The sequence below is a fragment of the Caballeronia sordidicola genome (assembly GCF_002220365.1).
Taxonomy (GTDB): Bacteria; Pseudomonadota; Gammaproteobacteria; order Burkholderiales; family Burkholderiaceae; genus Caballeronia; species Caballeronia sordidicola_C.
Map to the genome: position 1 here is coordinate 234,219 of NZ_MTHB01000278.1, position 16,240 is coordinate 250,458.

The window sequence follows — 16,240 nt, forward strand, 5'->3', positions numbered from 1 at the left end:
TATCATCTTTCACTTGAATGACTCCGGGTGGGTAAGGGATCTGAAAGAACGTTCAGGAGGCGATGTGGGCAAGGTTTATCGCGTCTCTTCAGCAGCATCGTATGCTTGCAGAATCCGCGTGAAACGCCGACAAAAACCGCGAAACAGCATAATTCGCCTGTTATTGCATTGCTAACGCGGTGCTTTGCATGGCCGTCAGCCAGCCGATGAAAACGTCCGCGTTTTCATCCATGTTTCAGGCAACGGCGGCCTGCTCCACGTCGAGCAATTGGGGGTATCGCCGCAACACGCCGGCATACAGTTCGTCAATAATTCCGGCGCCGGCGGTCAGCGTGCCGGCCGCTTCCCTCGCATCGAGGGCGTCGAATATCTTGTGCTTGAGGAAGTGACGCCACGCCACCGGCGCGCGAGCCAGGATGCCGGTCAATACGTCGTAACGTTCGCGTGTCCACTTCGCCTCATAGGCGTTGCGCGCCTCGCCATAGTCGAAGTGAGTGGCCACCTTCCGGTCCGCGGTTTGGTCCATTGCCCTCTTCGCCTCTTCGCGCAGTCGAGCCGTCTGCGTTGCATCGATTGCGCCGTCAATCGCTCCGCCGACCAGCACGACGCCGTACAAGTCACGCGCCTGATCCACCCGAAGATAACCGCGCCGCACGTCCTCCGCCACCTTCTGCGCGTCGCGCTCGTGAGGATGGCCGTAGCCGCCACCGCCGCAGCCTTCGAGGCGGATGACATCGCCGGGACCGCACATCACGAGGTCGGTCACGCCCAGGTCCTCCTCGTCCTCGCGGCCCGGATTGCGGGTAAAGCGCGAGACGGCGCCCGCCTTGCCCCCAAGCACGCCCCAGGACGCGAAGCGCGAACGGTCGCGATTACGTGCGGTGACCAGCGTGCCCGGCGAAAACACCCTGAACTCCATCACGGTTCCCAAGCCGCCCCGGTACTTGCCCACGCCCGCGCTACCAGGCACGACGCCATACTTGGTGATGCGGATCGGCACTTCGGCTTCGTTGATCTCGACCGGCGTATTGCGAAGGAACGCCACGTTCGCGCCGGACGCATCCGACCCGTCGCCCGAGATCATGCCGCCCGCGCCACCGCCCACAGGACCGATGGAAGCGATCACCGCGCGACCCCGGCGGTCCACGGTCTTGACGTTGAGAATCGACATACCCCCAGCGGGACACGCCGGCAAGCGCTCCGGGCACACCATCGAGAAGGCGCCGAAGGTCACGTACTGCGCGACCTTCGCGGTCAGGCTGCGCATCCCGACCGCCGCGGGCGCAACGCAATTCATGATCGTGCCTTCAGGCAGGATGCAGCGCGCCACTTTCAGCATGCCTGCGTTGAGCAGAAGATCGGGATTAAGCGAGTACAAGACGTAGTTGAGACCCACGAGCGCGAGGACGTGGCGCTCCTTGCCGCCCGTGGGCATGTTCAGCGACGAATTCAGTTGCGGATCGCTGCCGGTGAAATCGAAGACGAGTGAACCGTCCGCAACAGTCAGGGTCAACGCAACACGCAGCGGTCTGCCGTTGACCGAATCTTCGTCGGCATATTCAGCGAAGAAATATTCGCCGTCCGGCATGCTCCTCACGATCGTGCGCGCCTGCTCTTCCGAGTACTCAAGCAGCGCGTCCATTCCGGCGCGGAATCGCTCGATTCCGAAGCGCTCGATGATCTCCAGCACCCGGCGCTCGCCGGTCATCAACATCGCAATTTGTGCCTTCAGGTCGCCGCGATTCTGGTCGGGCGCGCGCACGTTGATCGCCATGTGTTCGAGCAGGACCTCGTCCAGCACACCGGCGCGAACAATCTTGGTCGGCGCGAAGCGGATGCCTTCCTGGTAGATCTCGGTCAGCGTACGCGACAGCGACGCCGGTACCGCGCCGCCCATGTCGGTGTTATGAATATGTCCGCCGACATAGCAGACAATCTCGCCATTGAAAAATACCGGCTTCCACATCATCACGTCGGGCGTATGGGTTGCAACGTAGCCGCTGTACGCGTCGTTGGTCATGCAGATATCGCCTGGTTCGTAGTGGTCGATCATGTCGATCACGGCACCGAAGTCGAGACCCGGATACCACGTGGCGCCCAGCGTCTTCGGCGAGGCGAACGTGAGACCACGGGTGTTCATCAACGTGCAGGAGAAGTCTTCCGTTTCCTTCACGAACGCGGAATGCGCGGTACGCACGAGCGTATAGGCCATGCTTTCCGCCGCCGCGACGCAGTAGTTCGCGAAAATCTGGAGGACGGATTTATCGAATGTCATGTTGCGTTTCCAAGGTCAGCTATTCAAACGGCTTCGAGAAAAAGATTGCCGTAGTCGTCTACGCGGGCGTTGAAGCCCGGCAGCACGCAGGTGGTGGTGTCGTCTTGTGCAACGATCGCCGGGCCGGTGAATCGATGCCCAGCCAGCAGTGCTGTGCGTCGGTAAAGCGGCACGCGACGCCAAGCGCCGTCGAGGTAGGCATCAATTTCAGACTCAGCTTTTGGCGTACCCTCGCCCGCCGCGATCTTTGGCAACTCAGGCTTGGGGGTGGGCGCGGTGATGACCAGCCTGAGCGCGACTACCTGAATGGCGGACGTTTCGTCACTGTGGCCAAACAACCGTTCGTGCTCGCGATGGAACGCTTGCGCGATCCCTTCAATATCACCGTTGGCGATAGCGGCGGCGGTGAGTGGCGTATCGATCTCGAACGACTGCCCGCGATAGCGCATATCCGCCGAGACAACAAGTTCAGCCGTTGCGTCCGTACCGGTCTCGCGGATCACCCAGGCGCGCGCATCCGCTTCCAGCAGCGTGAGGTCATGGCCAAGCCTATCGAGGGACGCGCGGTCGAGCGGGTAATATGTCGTGCGAACAAAGTCGTTTTTCGTGTCTGCGATCAAACCACCGAGCGCGCTAAGCACACCGGGGGTAGTCGGGACTAGCAGGTTCCGAACGTTCAGCGCGCGGGCCAGGAAGCAGCCGAGCATTGGTCCCGCGCCGCCGAAAGGCATCAGCGAGAAGGTCCGCGGGTCGATACCGAAGCGCGAGCTCAAACGGCTCACGCCTGCATACATGCCGGAGATGGATACCTCGATAATCGCGGCAGCCGTCTTGTACACGTCAAGTCCAAGTCTCTGCGCAAGCGGTTCGATCGCGCGCAGCGACGCGTCGACATCCACCTTTACCGCGTTATAGCCGAGCGCCGCGCTGCCGAGCACGCCGATGGCGGCGAATGCGTCGGTGATAGTCGGGCGCGTGCCGCCGCGACCGTAGCAAACCGGGCCCGGATTCGACCCCGCGCTTTCCGGTCCGACCTTGAGCACGCCGAACTCGTCAACCCAGGCGATGGAGCCGCCACCGTCGCCGATCGACGAGACAGAGACCGACGGAATATGGATCTGGAATTCGCCGATATATTCGCCCGTCGCGTACTGCGGCTTGCCGTCCACGATCAACGCAATGTCTGCTGTCGTCCCGCCGATGTCGAGACTCATGCAGTCCTTCACCTGGCAGAGCTTCGCGAGATACGCCGCGCCGATCACACCTGACGCGGTGCCGGACAGGATCATCTGCACGCAGTTCTGCTTGCCGTTCTCGGCGCTCATCACGCCACCATTCGATTTGGTAACCTTGAGGTCCGCGCCAATCCCGCTTTCCCCCAAAGCCGCCTGCAACTTCGTGAGGTAATTCGACACGCGCGGTTGCACGTAACCACCGATGGTCGCCGTGACAGTGCGTTCATACTCACGGATGATCGGCCAGACTTCATGCGAGCACGAAACGAACATACCCGGCATTGCACGCTGGATGATCGCCTTCACCTGCAGCTCATGCGACGGGTTGCGATACGAATGCAGCAACGACACCACCACGCCCTCGCACCCAGCCGCCTGCATTCCCAGCACAGCGTCGAGCACGCTGGTCTCATCGACCGGTGTTTCCTCGTCACCCTCCGCCGTCAGCCGGCCCACCACGCCGAACACCCGGTCGCGTGGAATGAGAGGCGCGGGACGGCTGGACATCAAGTGGTACATGTCCGGAATTTTTAGTCGCGCAATGTCCAGCACGTCTTCGAAGTTGCGCGTAGTGACAAGACCGAGCTTCAGCCCCTTGCGTTGCACTACCGCGTTCACGCCGACGGTCGTGCCGTGAGTGAAATAGACCACCTCTCGCGGCTCGATGCCGTAGCGCTCCCGCAGGCCTTCCATTCCGGCGAGCACTTCGCTTCCCGGACTGTCCGGCCGCGAAAACACCTTCAAGGTTCTTATTGTTCGCGTCGCTTCGTCGAGCACCGCAAAGTCGGTGAACGACCCGCCAATATCCACTCCGATTCTCAAACCCATTGCATTGTCCTTGCCTGTCGAAAATGATGAGACGCTATTGCCATCATGGAAGGTCCCGGTTAAGAGCGTGGCGCTCAGGCGTGCTGCCTGCGTTTGTCGATGACATCGCGGATCTGGTAATAGCTCCCCAGCGCCGGCATGAACCATGGCTTGCCGCGATAAAGCGGGTGTGTGAGCATCGGCGAGCCATAGGCGCTGCTCTCGGGCGATTGTCCTTCGATGATCAAACGTGCAACCTTGTAGCCGAGGTAGGTCATCATCACGACGCCGCTGCCATTGCAGCCAAGCGCGTAGTGGATGCCCTCGGCGGTGCGGCCCAGGTGCGGCAGGAAGTCGAGTGTGAGCGCCACCGTGCCGCCCCAGCTATGCGCTACCTTTACGTCAGCCATCTGTGGAAAGCGCTCCACCATTTGTGCGTGCAGGACCGCACCCGACTGGCGCCGGTCGAGGCTATAAAAGCGCGCGCGGCCACCGAACAGGAGGCGCTTGCCGTCGGGCGAATAGCGGTAGTAATTGACCACGCGGCGCGTCTCCGAGATACCACGGCGCTTCGGTATCAGAGACGCCTGCAGGTCGGCAGGAAGCTCTTCAGTCGCGATCTGATGCGACACGACCGGCACCACACGGCGTTTCAGGTGCGGCATCGATTCGCCCGTATAACCGTTGGTGCAGATCACCACGTGCCGGCTCGCGAGCGCTCCCCGCGCGGTCTCTACGCGATACCCCGCCCCTGAGCGCGTAACGCTCTTGACCGGGGCCTTGCTGCACACCGTGACACCCGCGCCTCGAGCCGCGGCGAGCAACCCGGCGAACATCATTGACGGGTGCACTTGTCCCGCGCGCTCGAGCAAGACGCCGCCGGCGTAAATGTCGCTCGCCAGTTCGTCGCGCAGTTCGTCGCGCGAGAGGATTCGTGCGCCCGCCGACGCGTACGCGTTGAGATTCACGATGCGCTTTTTCCACGCGGCCAGGTGCGCGTCGGTCCACATTGCGTTGATGCGCCCGGCCTTCACATAAGCGCATTCGATTGCGTTGTCCCTGAGGATGCTTTCGAACACGCCGTAGGAAGCCGCAGCTTCACGCAGGAGCGCTTGCTGGCGTAGTTCGGATACGGCGTTGTCCAGCTTCTTGCCCGAGGGCGCCTTGCCCACGTTCACGGCTCCGGACACTTGTCCGCCACTCAGCGTGCTCGCACCGATGCCGGGCACATCGGCTTCGAGCACGGCCACGCTCAGACCATGCTTCGCGAATTCGAGCGCGCACGACAGCCCCGCATAACCCGCGCCGACGATCGCCACGTCGACGTCGCGCGGTACCTCGGCCATCAGGTCGTCGTGAGGGCGCCAGTCTTTCCACCAGTACGGGGTATCGGTGAAGTCGGAGGAAAACACTTGGCTACGGGTCGACACAGTGAGGTCCTTGGTGGGTCCGAACTCGGGTCTGAACTCGGGTCTGAACTTTTCCGTGCCACATTACGGCACGGCGTTCCATAAAATTATTGAAGTGCAAAGTATCACGCACATTTATCGCGTGCAAGCGGTCACAAAACGGGGTTGGGGGGTTGTGCTTTACGCGGCGAGTGATCGGCAAACCAGCGCGAAGCGCCGCCGTCGCGAGGATCGACGGCGGTGGATGATAGGACTACGACACACTGAAACCTGTCGCTTCAGGGTGTTGTTACGGGAAGTGATGCGTCAACCGGACACGGACAGATCCTCGCTCGCCGCATGCAGCGCCTGCCTCGTAATGCCAATAATTTCGTCGATATCCGCTCGCGTGGCGACCAGAGGCGGCGCAAATCCGACAATGTCGCTAATGCCAAGCGGGCGAACGATCAGGCCACGCGCAAGCGCTGCCTGCGCGACCCGGTTGCTGACCTTGAGAGAAGGCGAAAACGGCGTGCGTTCGGTCTTGTCGGCCATTAGCTCAAGAGCCGCCAGCATCCCCTCCCCTCGTACATTACCGACGAGCGGGTGATCATCGAATGCGGCGTGCAGACTTTGCTGCATATAAGCGCCGACGTCGGAGGCGTTGCGCGTCAGTTGCTCACGTTCGAGGATGTCGAGGTTCGTCAACGCCGCGGCCGCGCACACCGGATGACCCGAGTAAGTCCAGCCGTGGCTCATTGCGCCTTGCTCCCGCGAGCCGCGTTCAATCACGTCCCATACCCGCTCGCCGACAATCACGCCGGACAACGGCAAATACCCGCTCGTGAGTCCCTTCGCGACCGAGATCAGATCCGGTTCGATACCGTAATGCTCGGAACCGTTGCGCGAACCAAGGCGCCCGAAACCGCAGACGACTTCATCGGCGACGAACAAGATGTCGTGCCGCTTCAGCACGGCCTGGATAGCTGGCCAATAGCCGGTCGGCGGCGGCAAGATGCCGCCAGAGCCCATGACCGGTTCGCCAAAGAATGCCGCGATCGTGTCCGCCCCTTCGCTTTCTATCAACCGTTCAAGCTGTTCGACGCAACTCGCCACGAACGCGCTTTCACTTTCACCCGGCCGGGCATCGCGGTAGAAGTCAGGACACGCCGTATGCAGCACTTGCGGCATGGGCAAGTCGAAGGCAGCGTGAAACTTCGCTTGTCCCGTGAGGCTGCCGGTCGCAATGCCCGAACCGTGATAGCTGCGATGCCTCGCGATGATCTTCTTCTTGCGCGGACGCCCCCGCACATTGTTGTAGTACCAGACCAGCTTGATCTGTGTCTCGTTGGCGTCCGAGCCGGACATGCCATAGAACACCTTCTTCATTCCCGGCGGTGACCAGTCATGGATCAACCGTTGCGACAGTTCGACCGCGGGGTCGTTCGAGAAGCCTGCATACGTGTGATAGAACGACAGCTTGCGGCTCTGGGTTGCTATCACCTCGGCCATCTCCTCGCGTCCATAACCAATGTTCACGCAATACAGCCCGGCGAACGCATCAATATAGGAACGGCCCGCGTGATCCTCTATTCGTATTCCTGACGCACGCCTGATCAGGCGCCCTTCCAGTTCGCCGGATGCATGATCGGACGCATGCGTGCCGGGATGCATGAAGTGGCGCCGGTCTGTTGCAAGGATCGCATCGCTTAGCGAGGCAGAGGTCGAGTTCATGGCTGCGCTGCGAGTGAGGGGTTGTACAAAGTGTCCGAGGTGTCCCACTCGGGATGCCACGCAGGTTTGCTCACGCGGCCATCGGCACGAGTGAGCGCGCCGATGCGCGCCATCGACGCGGTATCGAGTTCGAAATCGAATACCGCGAGGTTTTCGCCTATACGCTCGGGATTCGACGACTTCGGAATTGCCGCGACCCCGGGCTGCTGGATCAGCCAGCGCAAGATGATCTGCGCGGGTTGCCTGTGATGCTGAAGAGCAATGTCCGCGATCACCGGATCCGCAAGCAGCTTGCCGCTGCCAAGCGGCGAGTGGGAGACCAGGGCCATGCCATGCCGCGCACAGGCCGCGAGCAGCCTGGTCTGGTCGAGATACGGATGGTATTCGCACTGGTTCGCGACCAGCGGCGACGGCGAGAGCGCCACTGCGCGATCAAGCAGCGCCACCGGAAAATTCGATACGCCGATATGACGCGTCAGGCCGCGGCGTTGCGCGTCGTTGAGTGCACCGATCGTCTCTTCCAACGGCACCTCGGGGTTGGGCCAGTGCACGAGCAGCAGGTCAACGTGATCGAGCCCTAACCGCGCGACGCTCGCTTCTGCCGCGCGGCGGAAGTCGGCAGCGCGCAACTCGGTATGCCAGACTTTGGTGGTGACGAACACGTCGTTGCGCGGCACGCCGCAGGCGGCGAGTGCCTGGCCCACTGCCTGCTCGTTTTCGTAGCGGGCGGCGGTGTCGATATGACGATACCCGGCGTCGAGAGCCGCGCGCACCGCACGGACGCCTTCATCATGGGTGGATTGCCATGTGCCCAGACCCAACCGGGGAATCAGCGCGCCGTTAGCCGCTACTACCGGCAAAGGCGCAGGCGTATGAAGAGAAAATGTCATCGCGAGAGTGTCTTCGGGATTCCGAGATTTTTATTTCCGTGCCATAATACGGCACGGTGTTCCATATTTAACAAGCGCAAAGTAACACGCGCTTTTTTGCGTTGCAAGCGAACGAAGCGGGCACAAGGATGAACGCGCGCTTTCCTGCGGCGGCAAATCACGGGAGAAGTGCATGAACAGTTTGTTGAAGAGCCTGGAGATACTGGAAGCGGTATCGCAGAACCAGCCGGTCAGCGTGGGCGTGCTGGCGCGTTTGCTGGACATGCCGAAATCCAGCGTTCAGCGCGTGTTGATGACCTTTCTCGAAGCCGGCTGGTTGCGCCAGACCGGCGGCGACCTGACGCGCTGGGAAGTGGGTGCGCGGATCCTCGGCGTGCGCCCTGCCGCGCTTCGCGGCGGCGCGCTATATGCCGCCGCGCGCGAGCCGATGCGCGAACTACGGGAGTTGACCAACGAGACCGTTCATCTGTCGATCCCGGACGGCACCAAGTCGATGGTGCTCATCGACCGTGCGGATTGCACGCAGACGGTGCGCACCTTCAGTCCTATCGGCGACCTCAGCCCGTTTCATGCGACGGCAACGGGCCTTGCCGTGCTCGCGTACATGAGCGAGGCCGAAGTGGAAGAAATCCTGGGCCGCGACCTGCCGAAATTCAGCGACAACACGCCGTGCGACCCGGCTGAGATACGGCTTGAACTCGAACGCATCCGTAAGCGCGGATATTCGATCAACCTGTCGCAGTATCGACGCGCGGTGTGCGCTATTGGTGCGGCTATCACCGATTCGGACGGCGGCCCGGTCGGCAGCATCTGCATCTCCATGCCCGAATCCCGCTACGAACCCAAGCGCCTGAAGGAATGGGGACAAGCCGTTGCAAAGGCAGCGGCGGCTATCAGCGTTTAGGGCCGCTATCGACGAGGCGCGACGCGTAAGCCACATCAGTGACAACATTCAGGCGTACGCTGTCACCACGCTCATGCAGTTGCCTGAACCTACTGTCAAAGGATCCCATCATGCGAATCGAAACGTCATTCCTGTTCGACCTCGACGGAACGCTGGTCGACAGCGTGTACCAGCATGTTCTGGCATGGAAAGAAGCGCTCGATGCAGAGGGTATCGAGCTGTCGGTATGGCGCATTCATCGCAAGATCGGCATGAGCGGGGGTCTCTTCACGAACCAGTTGCTGCGCGAAACACACGGGGAGATCAGTCCGGAACGCGTGGAGCGGTTGCGCCGCACTCATGCGCACGCTTATCAGCGGCTGCGTGCACAGGTTTGCCCGCTGCCCGGCGCACGCGAGTTGCTCGCCGCGCTCACCGAAGCAGGCACCCGCTGGGCTATTGCCACCAGCGGCCGGATGGAAACGGCAGCTGTGAATCTGGAAGCGCTCGGGGTCGACCCGGCGAAGACCGTGGTGGTCACGCGCGACGACGTGAAGTATGCCAAGCCTGACCCTGACCTCTTCATTGCAGCGGCATCGCGTCTGGGCGTGTCGATCGAGCATACCGTCGTGGTGGGCGACAGCATCTGGGACATGCTCGCCGCGCGGCGCTGCCGCTCGCTGGGCGTAGGGCTGCTGTCGGGTGGGTACGGAATGGATGAATTGGAACGGGCAGGCGCACTGCGCGTGTACGAAGATCCGGCTGACTTGCTCTTCCATCTCGATGAAGTTGCAGCAAGACCTTAGGCCTTAGGCTTTAGGCCTTGCAGACGAATCACTTTAGCGGCCGTCGCGGCTGTGCTAGATTGCAGTCCAAAGACCTGCAACCCGCGACCAAAAAATTAAAATGAAAGCGTTGGCCAATAAAATAGACAGCTTCGTACTGTTTGGATTCACCGGGGTACTTCTTCTACTGCTCGCATCGTGCGCACCGGTCAGGCCGGACAACCCTCATGCGGACAACCAACCCGATCCATCGGCATTTGCCGACGCGCTCAGTCCACCAGGTGGCGTGCCCTGTCGCCTGGGGCGCCCGAAATACACGGCACTGCAACGGCAAATGGGCGTACGCGGCAGTGTCCGGATCACATACGTGGTCAATACGGCGGGTCGAATCGACCTTGTCATTGTCGACAAGAGCAGCGGCAACCAGGAACTCGACAGCGCGGCCCGCGAAGCGATTGCGAAGGGCACGTGTGCCCCTTATGTCGTCGATGGCGTAGCGCACCGGGTCGTGCAGCACACGACCTTCAACTTCGAGCCCGCGGTTCATGCTTTGCCACCGGGCCGGAGTGACGCTGCGGCAGCTATCAATCCATCATCGGCCGCGGCGGCGCTTTACCGGTCCCAACAGGCGAGCGTCATCCCGGTTATGCCGGCACAGGCGGTACCGTCTGTATCGACGGCCAGCCCGCCGCTTCCCGCTTCATCAACGGGAAGCTTGTCGCTGGTCGAAGCAATCCAGGCCGCCAGCCTGCAAAAGCTCGGCATTGCTCCCGACTCGCCCAAGGCTGCCACGATCAAGCGTTGGAGCGAGCGCATGCGCACGGATCCCGACGTCAGCCGCTTCCTTGGGAACGGGCCGAACCATGCCAGTCTGCTTGCGCTCAGCCCTCTGTTGCGCACGGAATTCTTCACCGAAGGCATGCTGCGGCTCTCGCCCGAGGAACGCAGCAAGCTGGCCGAACTCGCATCGAAGGCATTCGACAACGCGCCGCCCGATTGCGGCGGTATCAAGAGCGTGCCGCTGGTGATGTCTCGCTACATGTCGATCGCGACCATGTCCGATGCCGATGTCGACGCGTACTTTGGGGTCACGTTCGCGATGCTAAAACAATCGGCATTGCAAACCCCGCTCGCTCAAGTGACTCAAGAACAGCGTGCGCAGGGGCAGTTGGCGCTCGTGCACTCCTTGCAGGACCTGTTGAAGAACGACGCCCAGGGCACACGCGATGTCGCCGCAGCGGTGGTCGATCCGACAGGCGTCACCGCCGAAGTCTGGTGCCGCAACGCTCGCGTCTATAACCGTGCACTGCTCGCAATGCCGCAGCCCCTTCGCGACTGGTCGATTGTTGCTGCCAGCATCGATGCGAAGACACGCTTGGCGTCGATGGCGCAGCCGTTCATGCCAGGCGCCGGCTCGCCCGGCGCGGCGCCTGGGGGCGACTATGCGACCCAGGTTCAACGACGCATACGACCCAACATTGTGTGGGCAGGTCCGACACTTGATCTGGAGACGGTCATCAGCGTGCGATGCGCGCCGACCGGGACCTTGCTCTCCGCGGCCATTTCCCGTAGCAGCGGTAACGCAACCTGGGATATGGCGGCTTTGCGGGCAATCCAGCGGTCTGATCCGATGCCGCTCGATACCGACGGGCGCGCGCCACCCGCGTTCTCTATCACTTTGCGGCCGGCGGGCGGTTAGTCCTGGCGGCGATGAACGACTGTCGTTTTGATGCCGGTCGTTCATCTTCTGCGCTACGTCATGAGCTTTTTCACTAGGTCAGGAGATCTGCACCGGCAATACGTCGCTGACGTCTCGTCATTCGTCGAACCGTCCTAAATAAAACTTCATGAATACGCCGCCTTCGGGATAGGGCTGAGTCATTAATCTGCATGAACCGGACAACAACGACGGTTCGTCGCAGGTCCGGTACTCGCCAACCCTCGTTCCAGGAGAACACCATGAAGACCTCAATGATCGCACTCGCCTTCGCAGGATTGTTGGCCACCGGCTCCGCATTCGCGGCACAGAGCGCCCCGTCGACGCAGACAGGCCAGACGGCAATCCAGGCCGCCGGCCAATGGGTTGCGCCGTATGGACAGGCAGTCGCACCGAAGACACGTGCACAGGTCTATCAAGAACTCGTCCACGCGCAGAAGGATGGCCAGCTTGCGTATCTGGACGCCACGCTTTATTCGCATGGCTAAGCATAAAAGTACGGCTCTCGCGCGTGAAGACCCGTGCCAGCCTCCCCGAACCGGGACGACCGGACGGTCGTTGCAGTGAAGGTAAGGGTGCCGACATGGAGATGTCCGCACGTGCGACTTCCACGCGCGGACATGGGAAAAACCTGATCGCAGTGGTAGAGCGCGCAGTAAAGCGTTATCGCCAATCAGACGCTATAAGCGAGTCGCAATCCGCCCCAATGACGGCCTGCGACCATGATCGGCGCGGACACATCTTTCATCAGCGCATATTCCCCGGCGCCCATATCGCGTCGATAGGTCTGCAACAAGAACGGCTTGGTGTGCGACCCCGAAGCCAGGCCGGTGCGGTCATTGAAGATGCGCCGGTTACGCGAATGGGCGGCGTTCCAGGCAGGATCGGACCCTTGAGATTGCGAAAACTTCTTGTTGTGCGTGGGCAAGTAGCCCTTGGTATCGACAGCTGCACAGAACACCACGCGTTTATCCAGCGCCAGCAAGGGTTCCTGGATCTCCGGCAGGATGCGATCGGCAATCTGGATATAGCGGGTCGTGAACTGCTCGGGATTGGTACCGGCAATCGGGTTATATGCATGATCGAAAAGGTCCGCAGCCGAGATCTCGCCGCGCGAAATGGCATGCTCGAAAGCCCGGCCGATCTTCTGCGCGGCATTCATGACTGCATCTATAAACCGCGTGTCGGGTGTCTCTATCCCCGCTTCCGCCGTCAGCTCGATCAAGGTTTCGGACACGCCCAACAGCTTGCTCAACTGATCGCGCGCCTTCGTGAAGCTGCCGCTTGACTGCTCGACGCCTCCGACCATCTCGGAGACCTGAGACGCAAGCCCGCTGCATTGCTGATCGATCGCTTCGGTTTGCGAAGCAATTTGCTCTGCTTCAACACTCAACTCGGTGATCGCTTTCCCCGTCGCCGACACAACCTCGCCGATCGCATGCGTGCCCTCTTTGACTCGCTGTGCGCGTATCGCGCTGGCGGAACCTTCGGCCATCAGCAGGTCGGCCTGCCCCGACAGCCTGGTAAGTGTTGTCCCGATCTCCGACGTGGCCTGCGCGGTCTTGGCGGACAACGCCTTCACTTCAGCGGCGACCACGGCAAAGCTCTTGCCGAACTCGCCCGCGCGGGCCGCTTCTATTGCGGCGTTCAAGGCCAGTAGATTAGTCTGGCGCGCGATGATCGAAATTTCTTCGGAGATCTTGCTGACGTCGCTCAATGACGCTCGCAAGGTCTCGATCTCAGCCGCCATCACCGAGACGCTGTCCACCAGACTATGGATGTCTGCCAGTGACACCCTGACCGTCTCCTGGGACTGGCCGACGTCGGACGCGGCCTGATCTGCCACGATGCGCATCTGACGCGCCGCCGCGGCAATCCGCTGGTTGCCCTCCATGGTCGACATGGCGGAACGCTGCAAGCCGTGGCACAAATCCGCCTGACGCGCAGCGCGGGCCGCCACTTCCTCGACGTGCCCCGATACATCGCAAATCTCAATGCCCAGCTTGCCCGCATGTTCGGCGATCTTGCCGACCGCCGCCAGCGTGCGCCCACGTTGCCCGAATCCGAAACCCGTCATCCCTTGCCCCCGGTGTTTTAATTTGCGTGGAATTCACCGGTTGCATCTCGACATGCCGGGTCATCGAATTCCGCGTGACGTCGTCCCGTATAACGTCCGATTGCAGGAAAAACTAAAGGGGGTGCAAGGCGACTGACGCGATACATCGGGTTTGCCCGGAGTAAGGGCGACGGCTCGGCTCGCCCGGCCTCGTGCAGCCCGCCCGCTTCAATCGCGGTCGACAGGCGCTCCCAACGGAAAAAACGGCCGAAACGGCCGCGCCTCGTCAACCGCGCGCGCGAACGACGGACGTGCCAGCAGTCGCTTCCGGTACGCAATCACGTGTGGGAACGACGCGTCAATGCGATGCGTCCAGTCCGCATAAAACAGGAACGGCGCAGCGCCGCAATCGGCCAGGCTGAAGTGGTCGCCCACGGCCCACTTGCGCTCGGCCATGACGCCGTCGAGCCAGCCGTAAGCGGTCTCGAGCATCGCGCGGGCGTCGGCCACGCCTCGCGGGTCCCGTTCCGTTTGCGGCCGCAAGCTGTCGCCCACGATCTTCTGCTGTGGAGTGGAGATGTAGTTGTCGAAGAAACGATCCATGCTGCGCACTTCCATTGCGCTGCGGGGATCGTCAGGCAGCAGCGGCACGGGGCCCGGATGATATAGCCCCAGATGCTCGATGATAATGCTCGCCTCGACCACGGTGCGCCCGGCATCCACGAGCACGGGAAAGCGCTTCATAGGCCAGAGCGCTGTCAGTTCCTCCATCACTTGCGGGTTTTCATGCGACAGCGCGCGCCATTCGAACGGCGTGCCATTCTCGTACAGCGCGACCAGAACCTTCTGGCAGTAGGACGAGAACGGATGAGCGTAGAGCTTTAATGTCATTGGATCACCTCGGGTTGAGAAAGGCTGGTTTCTCTGACGACGAACGAGGCTGCCGAAAATCGACATCCGCTTTGACGCATTTTAAAATCTCTGCTGTCGCAAGCGGTTTTCTTTACAAAACTATTTTGGAAGCAGGGCATGGTGCGAAGCAAACGAGCGCACTGCAAGGGTTCGCTTCATCCTGGCGGCGAATGACCCGGACTCGCGAACGTCGCCATACACGCCAGCCGCACACGCTCGACAGCCGTGGACCAACTCTCATCGGCCGCTTGCCGGAACAGGCGCAGCGTCTGCGGATACCACGGTGAATCTTCACGCTCGCGCATCCAGCGCCAGTCGATGTCTTCTCGCGGCAGCAACACCCAGCACGGCTTGCCCAGCGACGCAGCAATGTGTGCCGCGGAGGTGTCCACGCAGATCACCAGATCGAGCTCGCCGATGATGGCGGCGGTATCGGCGAAATCGGTCAGCTCTGTTCCGAGGTGCAGGAGCGCAAGACCTGCGGGCGGTGACTGCCCCTCTTCTTCCCCCTGTCCTTTTTGCAGGCTCACGAAGCTGACCCCGGGCACGCTCCAGAGCGGCGCAAGCGTTGCAAGCGACGGCATCGAACGGTTGGCATCGTTGTGATGTTTGGGATTGCCTTTCCAGACCAGGCCGATTTTGCGGCCGGGTGGAAGCGTCGCCAGCCGCGCGCGCCAGTGTTCGACGAGCAACGGGTCGGCCGTCAGGCGAATGGGATCGGGAATGGTGTCCGTGGTCGTGCGCAGATGCAGCGGCATGCTCATCGGGCTCGTCCAATAATCGTACTCGGACGCCCGGGCCAGCGCGGCCTCGTGGTCGAGGACCGCATCGACGCCCTCTACAGCCGCGAATAGCCGATGCAGCGCAGGCGCACAGGCAAATGCGATATGGACCGCGCCTTGTACCTTGAGCCGAGGAAAGTAGCGGCCGAACTGAACCATGTCGCCAAGACCATCTTCCTGCCACACCAGCAACGACTTGCCCGCAAGCGCTTCGCCTCGCCACCGCGGACATTGCAGCAAGGACTGGGTCTGGTGATGAATAAATCCCGGCTGGTCATAACGAGAGTCGTAAAGCCGCCATCCCTCCTCGAATTCGCCCATGCAGAGCAGCAGCGTTGCTAGACTGACTTTCGCATCGTGATAGTCGGCGCGGATCGCGAGTGCTCGCCGGAAAGCCGCCTCTGCATCGGTCAGATTGCCTAGCAGCGTGTCGGAGTTGAACAGGAAAAGTGCCACCCAATGGTCGACGTGCTTAAAAAACAGCAGGAGAGGTGAAATTTTGACGGGTTTCCCCGTTATTTCCTTAGTTATCCAAATTCTTGATGTAATTTGGCCATGCGCTTCACATTCCAGGCCAGGCAAACCAGACTCCATTCGCCATTGACCTTTTTCAGACCGCGCAAAGAGAACTGCCGAAAGCCCATCACCGACTTGATGATGCCGAAGACGGGTTCGACCGTCTGCTTGCGCAAGGCATACAGGGCACGCCCGGCCTTTGTCTTCAGGCGATGCGCCATGCTTTGCATCGGGGTGGCCGTGTCGGGCAACGGTCCCGG

At 61.5% G+C, this 16,240-nt stretch carries 11 protein-coding genes and 3 pseudogenes; 5 read left to right on the forward strand and 9 right to left on the reverse strand.

The window, feature by feature from the left end; all coding sequences use genetic code 11:
• Positions 1-235: 235 nt before the first annotated feature.
• From BSU04_RS41155 to BSU04_RS41175, 5 genes are all read right to left on the reverse strand, one after another.
• On the reverse strand, positions 236-2,275 hold the full coding sequence (locus tag BSU04_RS41155; protein WP_089165929.1) for a hydantoinase B/oxoprolinase family protein: 2,040 nt from the start codon (positions 2,273-2,275) through the stop codon (positions 236-238).
• A 23-nt stretch (positions 2,276-2,298) separates the two neighbouring features.
• A complete protein-coding gene (locus BSU04_RS41160) occupies positions 2,299-4,338 on the reverse strand; it encodes a hydantoinase/oxoprolinase family protein (RefSeq protein ID WP_089165930.1) in 2,040 nt (679 codons plus the stop codon).
• A gap of 74 nt (positions 4,339-4,412) precedes the next feature.
• A complete protein-coding gene (locus tag BSU04_RS41165; RefSeq protein WP_089165931.1) occupies positions 4,413-5,747 on the reverse strand; it encodes an NAD(P)/FAD-dependent oxidoreductase in 1,335 nt (444 codons plus the stop codon).
• A 285-nt stretch (positions 5,748-6,032) separates the two neighbouring features.
• Positions 6,033-7,439 carry an aminotransferase gene (locus BSU04_RS41170; protein ID WP_089165932.1) on the reverse strand — a complete coding sequence of 469 codons (1,407 nt, stop codon included), beginning with the start codon at positions 7,437-7,439 and terminating at the stop codon, positions 6,033-6,035.
• Positions 7,436-8,329, reverse strand: a complete 894-nt coding sequence (locus tag BSU04_RS41175; RefSeq protein WP_089165933.1) for an aldo/keto reductase — start codon at positions 8,327-8,329, stop codon at positions 7,436-7,438. The genes BSU04_RS41170 and BSU04_RS41175 overlap by 4 nt, the downstream gene beginning before the upstream one ends.
• A 172-nt stretch (positions 8,330-8,501) precedes the next feature.
• Here BSU04_RS41175 and BSU04_RS41180 point away from each other — a divergent pair, with 172 nt between their 5' ends.
• The 5 genes and pseudogenes from BSU04_RS41180 (at position 8,502) to BSU04_RS41195 (ending at position 12,202) form a co-directional block, all read left to right on the forward strand.
• Entirely contained in the window at positions 8,502-9,233 is a 732-nt protein-coding gene (locus tag BSU04_RS41180; protein WP_089165934.1) for an IclR family transcriptional regulator, read from the forward strand.
• Between the two features lie 110 nt (positions 9,234-9,343).
• Entirely contained in the window at positions 9,344-10,018 is a 675-nt protein-coding gene (locus BSU04_RS41185; RefSeq protein WP_089165935.1) for an HAD family hydrolase, read from the forward strand.
• Positions 10,019-10,118: 100 nt separating this feature from the next.
• Positions 10,119-10,520: pseudogene (locus BSU04_RS49220) on the forward strand (TonB family protein); the annotation flags it as partial.
• Positions 10,521-11,402: 882 nt separating this feature from the next.
• Positions 11,403-11,696 (forward strand): annotated as a pseudogene (locus BSU04_RS49225) (energy transducer TonB); the annotation flags it as partial.
• A 260-nt stretch (positions 11,697-11,956) separates the two neighbouring features.
• The gene (locus tag BSU04_RS41195) at positions 11,957-12,202 is read left to right on the forward strand and encodes a DUF4148 domain-containing protein (RefSeq protein WP_089165937.1); all 246 of its coding nucleotides are present in this window, start codon (positions 11,957-11,959) and stop codon (positions 12,200-12,202) included.
• A 185-nt stretch (positions 12,203-12,387) separates the two neighbouring features.
• Here BSU04_RS41195 and BSU04_RS41200 read toward each other — a convergent pair whose 3' ends face one another.
• The 4 genes and pseudogenes from BSU04_RS41200 to BSU04_RS41215 all read right to left on the reverse strand — a co-directional run.
• Positions 12,388-13,791 (reverse strand): methyl-accepting chemotaxis protein, encoded by a 1,404-nt coding sequence (locus BSU04_RS41200; protein WP_089165938.1) that lies wholly within the window; start codon positions 13,789-13,791, stop codon positions 12,388-12,390.
• A gap of 207 nt (positions 13,792-13,998) precedes the next feature.
• Positions 13,999-14,661: a glutathione S-transferase family protein gene (locus BSU04_RS41205; protein ID WP_089165939.1), complete on the reverse strand. Its 663-nt coding sequence runs from the start codon at positions 14,659-14,661 to the stop codon at positions 13,999-14,001.
• Between the two features lie 176 nt (positions 14,662-14,837).
• Positions 14,838-15,887 (reverse strand): annotated as a pseudogene (locus tag BSU04_RS41210) (glycosyltransferase family 9 protein); the annotation flags it as partial.
• 104 nt (positions 15,888-15,991) lie between these two features.
• The coding region (locus tag BSU04_RS41215; RefSeq protein WP_144021508.1) for a transposase at positions 15,992-16,240 on the reverse strand (249 nt) is incomplete at its 5' end.

Coding starts and splice junctions, on each gene's coding strand:
- BSU04_RS41160 (WP_089165930.1), bottom strand. CDS start 4,338: ATGGGTTTGAGAATCGGAGTGGATATTGGCGGGTCGTTCACCGACTTT.
- BSU04_RS41205 (WP_089165939.1), bottom strand. CDS start 14,661: ATGACATTAAAGCTCTACGCTCATCCGTTCTCGTCCTACTGCCAGAAG.
- BSU04_RS41185 (WP_089165935.1), top strand. CDS start 9,344: ATGCGAATCGAAACGTCATTCCTGTTCGACCTCGACGGAACGCTGGTC.
- BSU04_RS41155 (WP_089165929.1), bottom strand. CDS start 2,275: ATGACATTCGATAAATCCGTCCTCCAGATTTTCGCGAACTACTGCGTC.
- BSU04_RS41175 (WP_089165933.1), bottom strand. CDS start 8,329: ATGACATTTTCTCTTCATACGCCTGCGCCTTTGCCGGTAGTAGCGGCT.
- BSU04_RS41200 (WP_089165938.1), bottom strand. CDS start 13,791: ATGACGGGTTTCGGATTCGGGCAACGTGGGCGCACGCTGGCGGCGGTC.
- BSU04_RS41170 (WP_089165932.1), bottom strand. CDS start 7,439: ATGAACTCGACCTCTGCCTCGCTAAGCGATGCGATCCTTGCAACAGAC.
- BSU04_RS41180 (WP_089165934.1), top strand. CDS start 8,502: ATGAACAGTTTGTTGAAGAGCCTGGAGATACTGGAAGCGGTATCGCAG.
- BSU04_RS41195 (WP_089165937.1), top strand. CDS start 11,957: ATGAAGACCTCAATGATCGCACTCGCCTTCGCAGGATTGTTGGCCACC.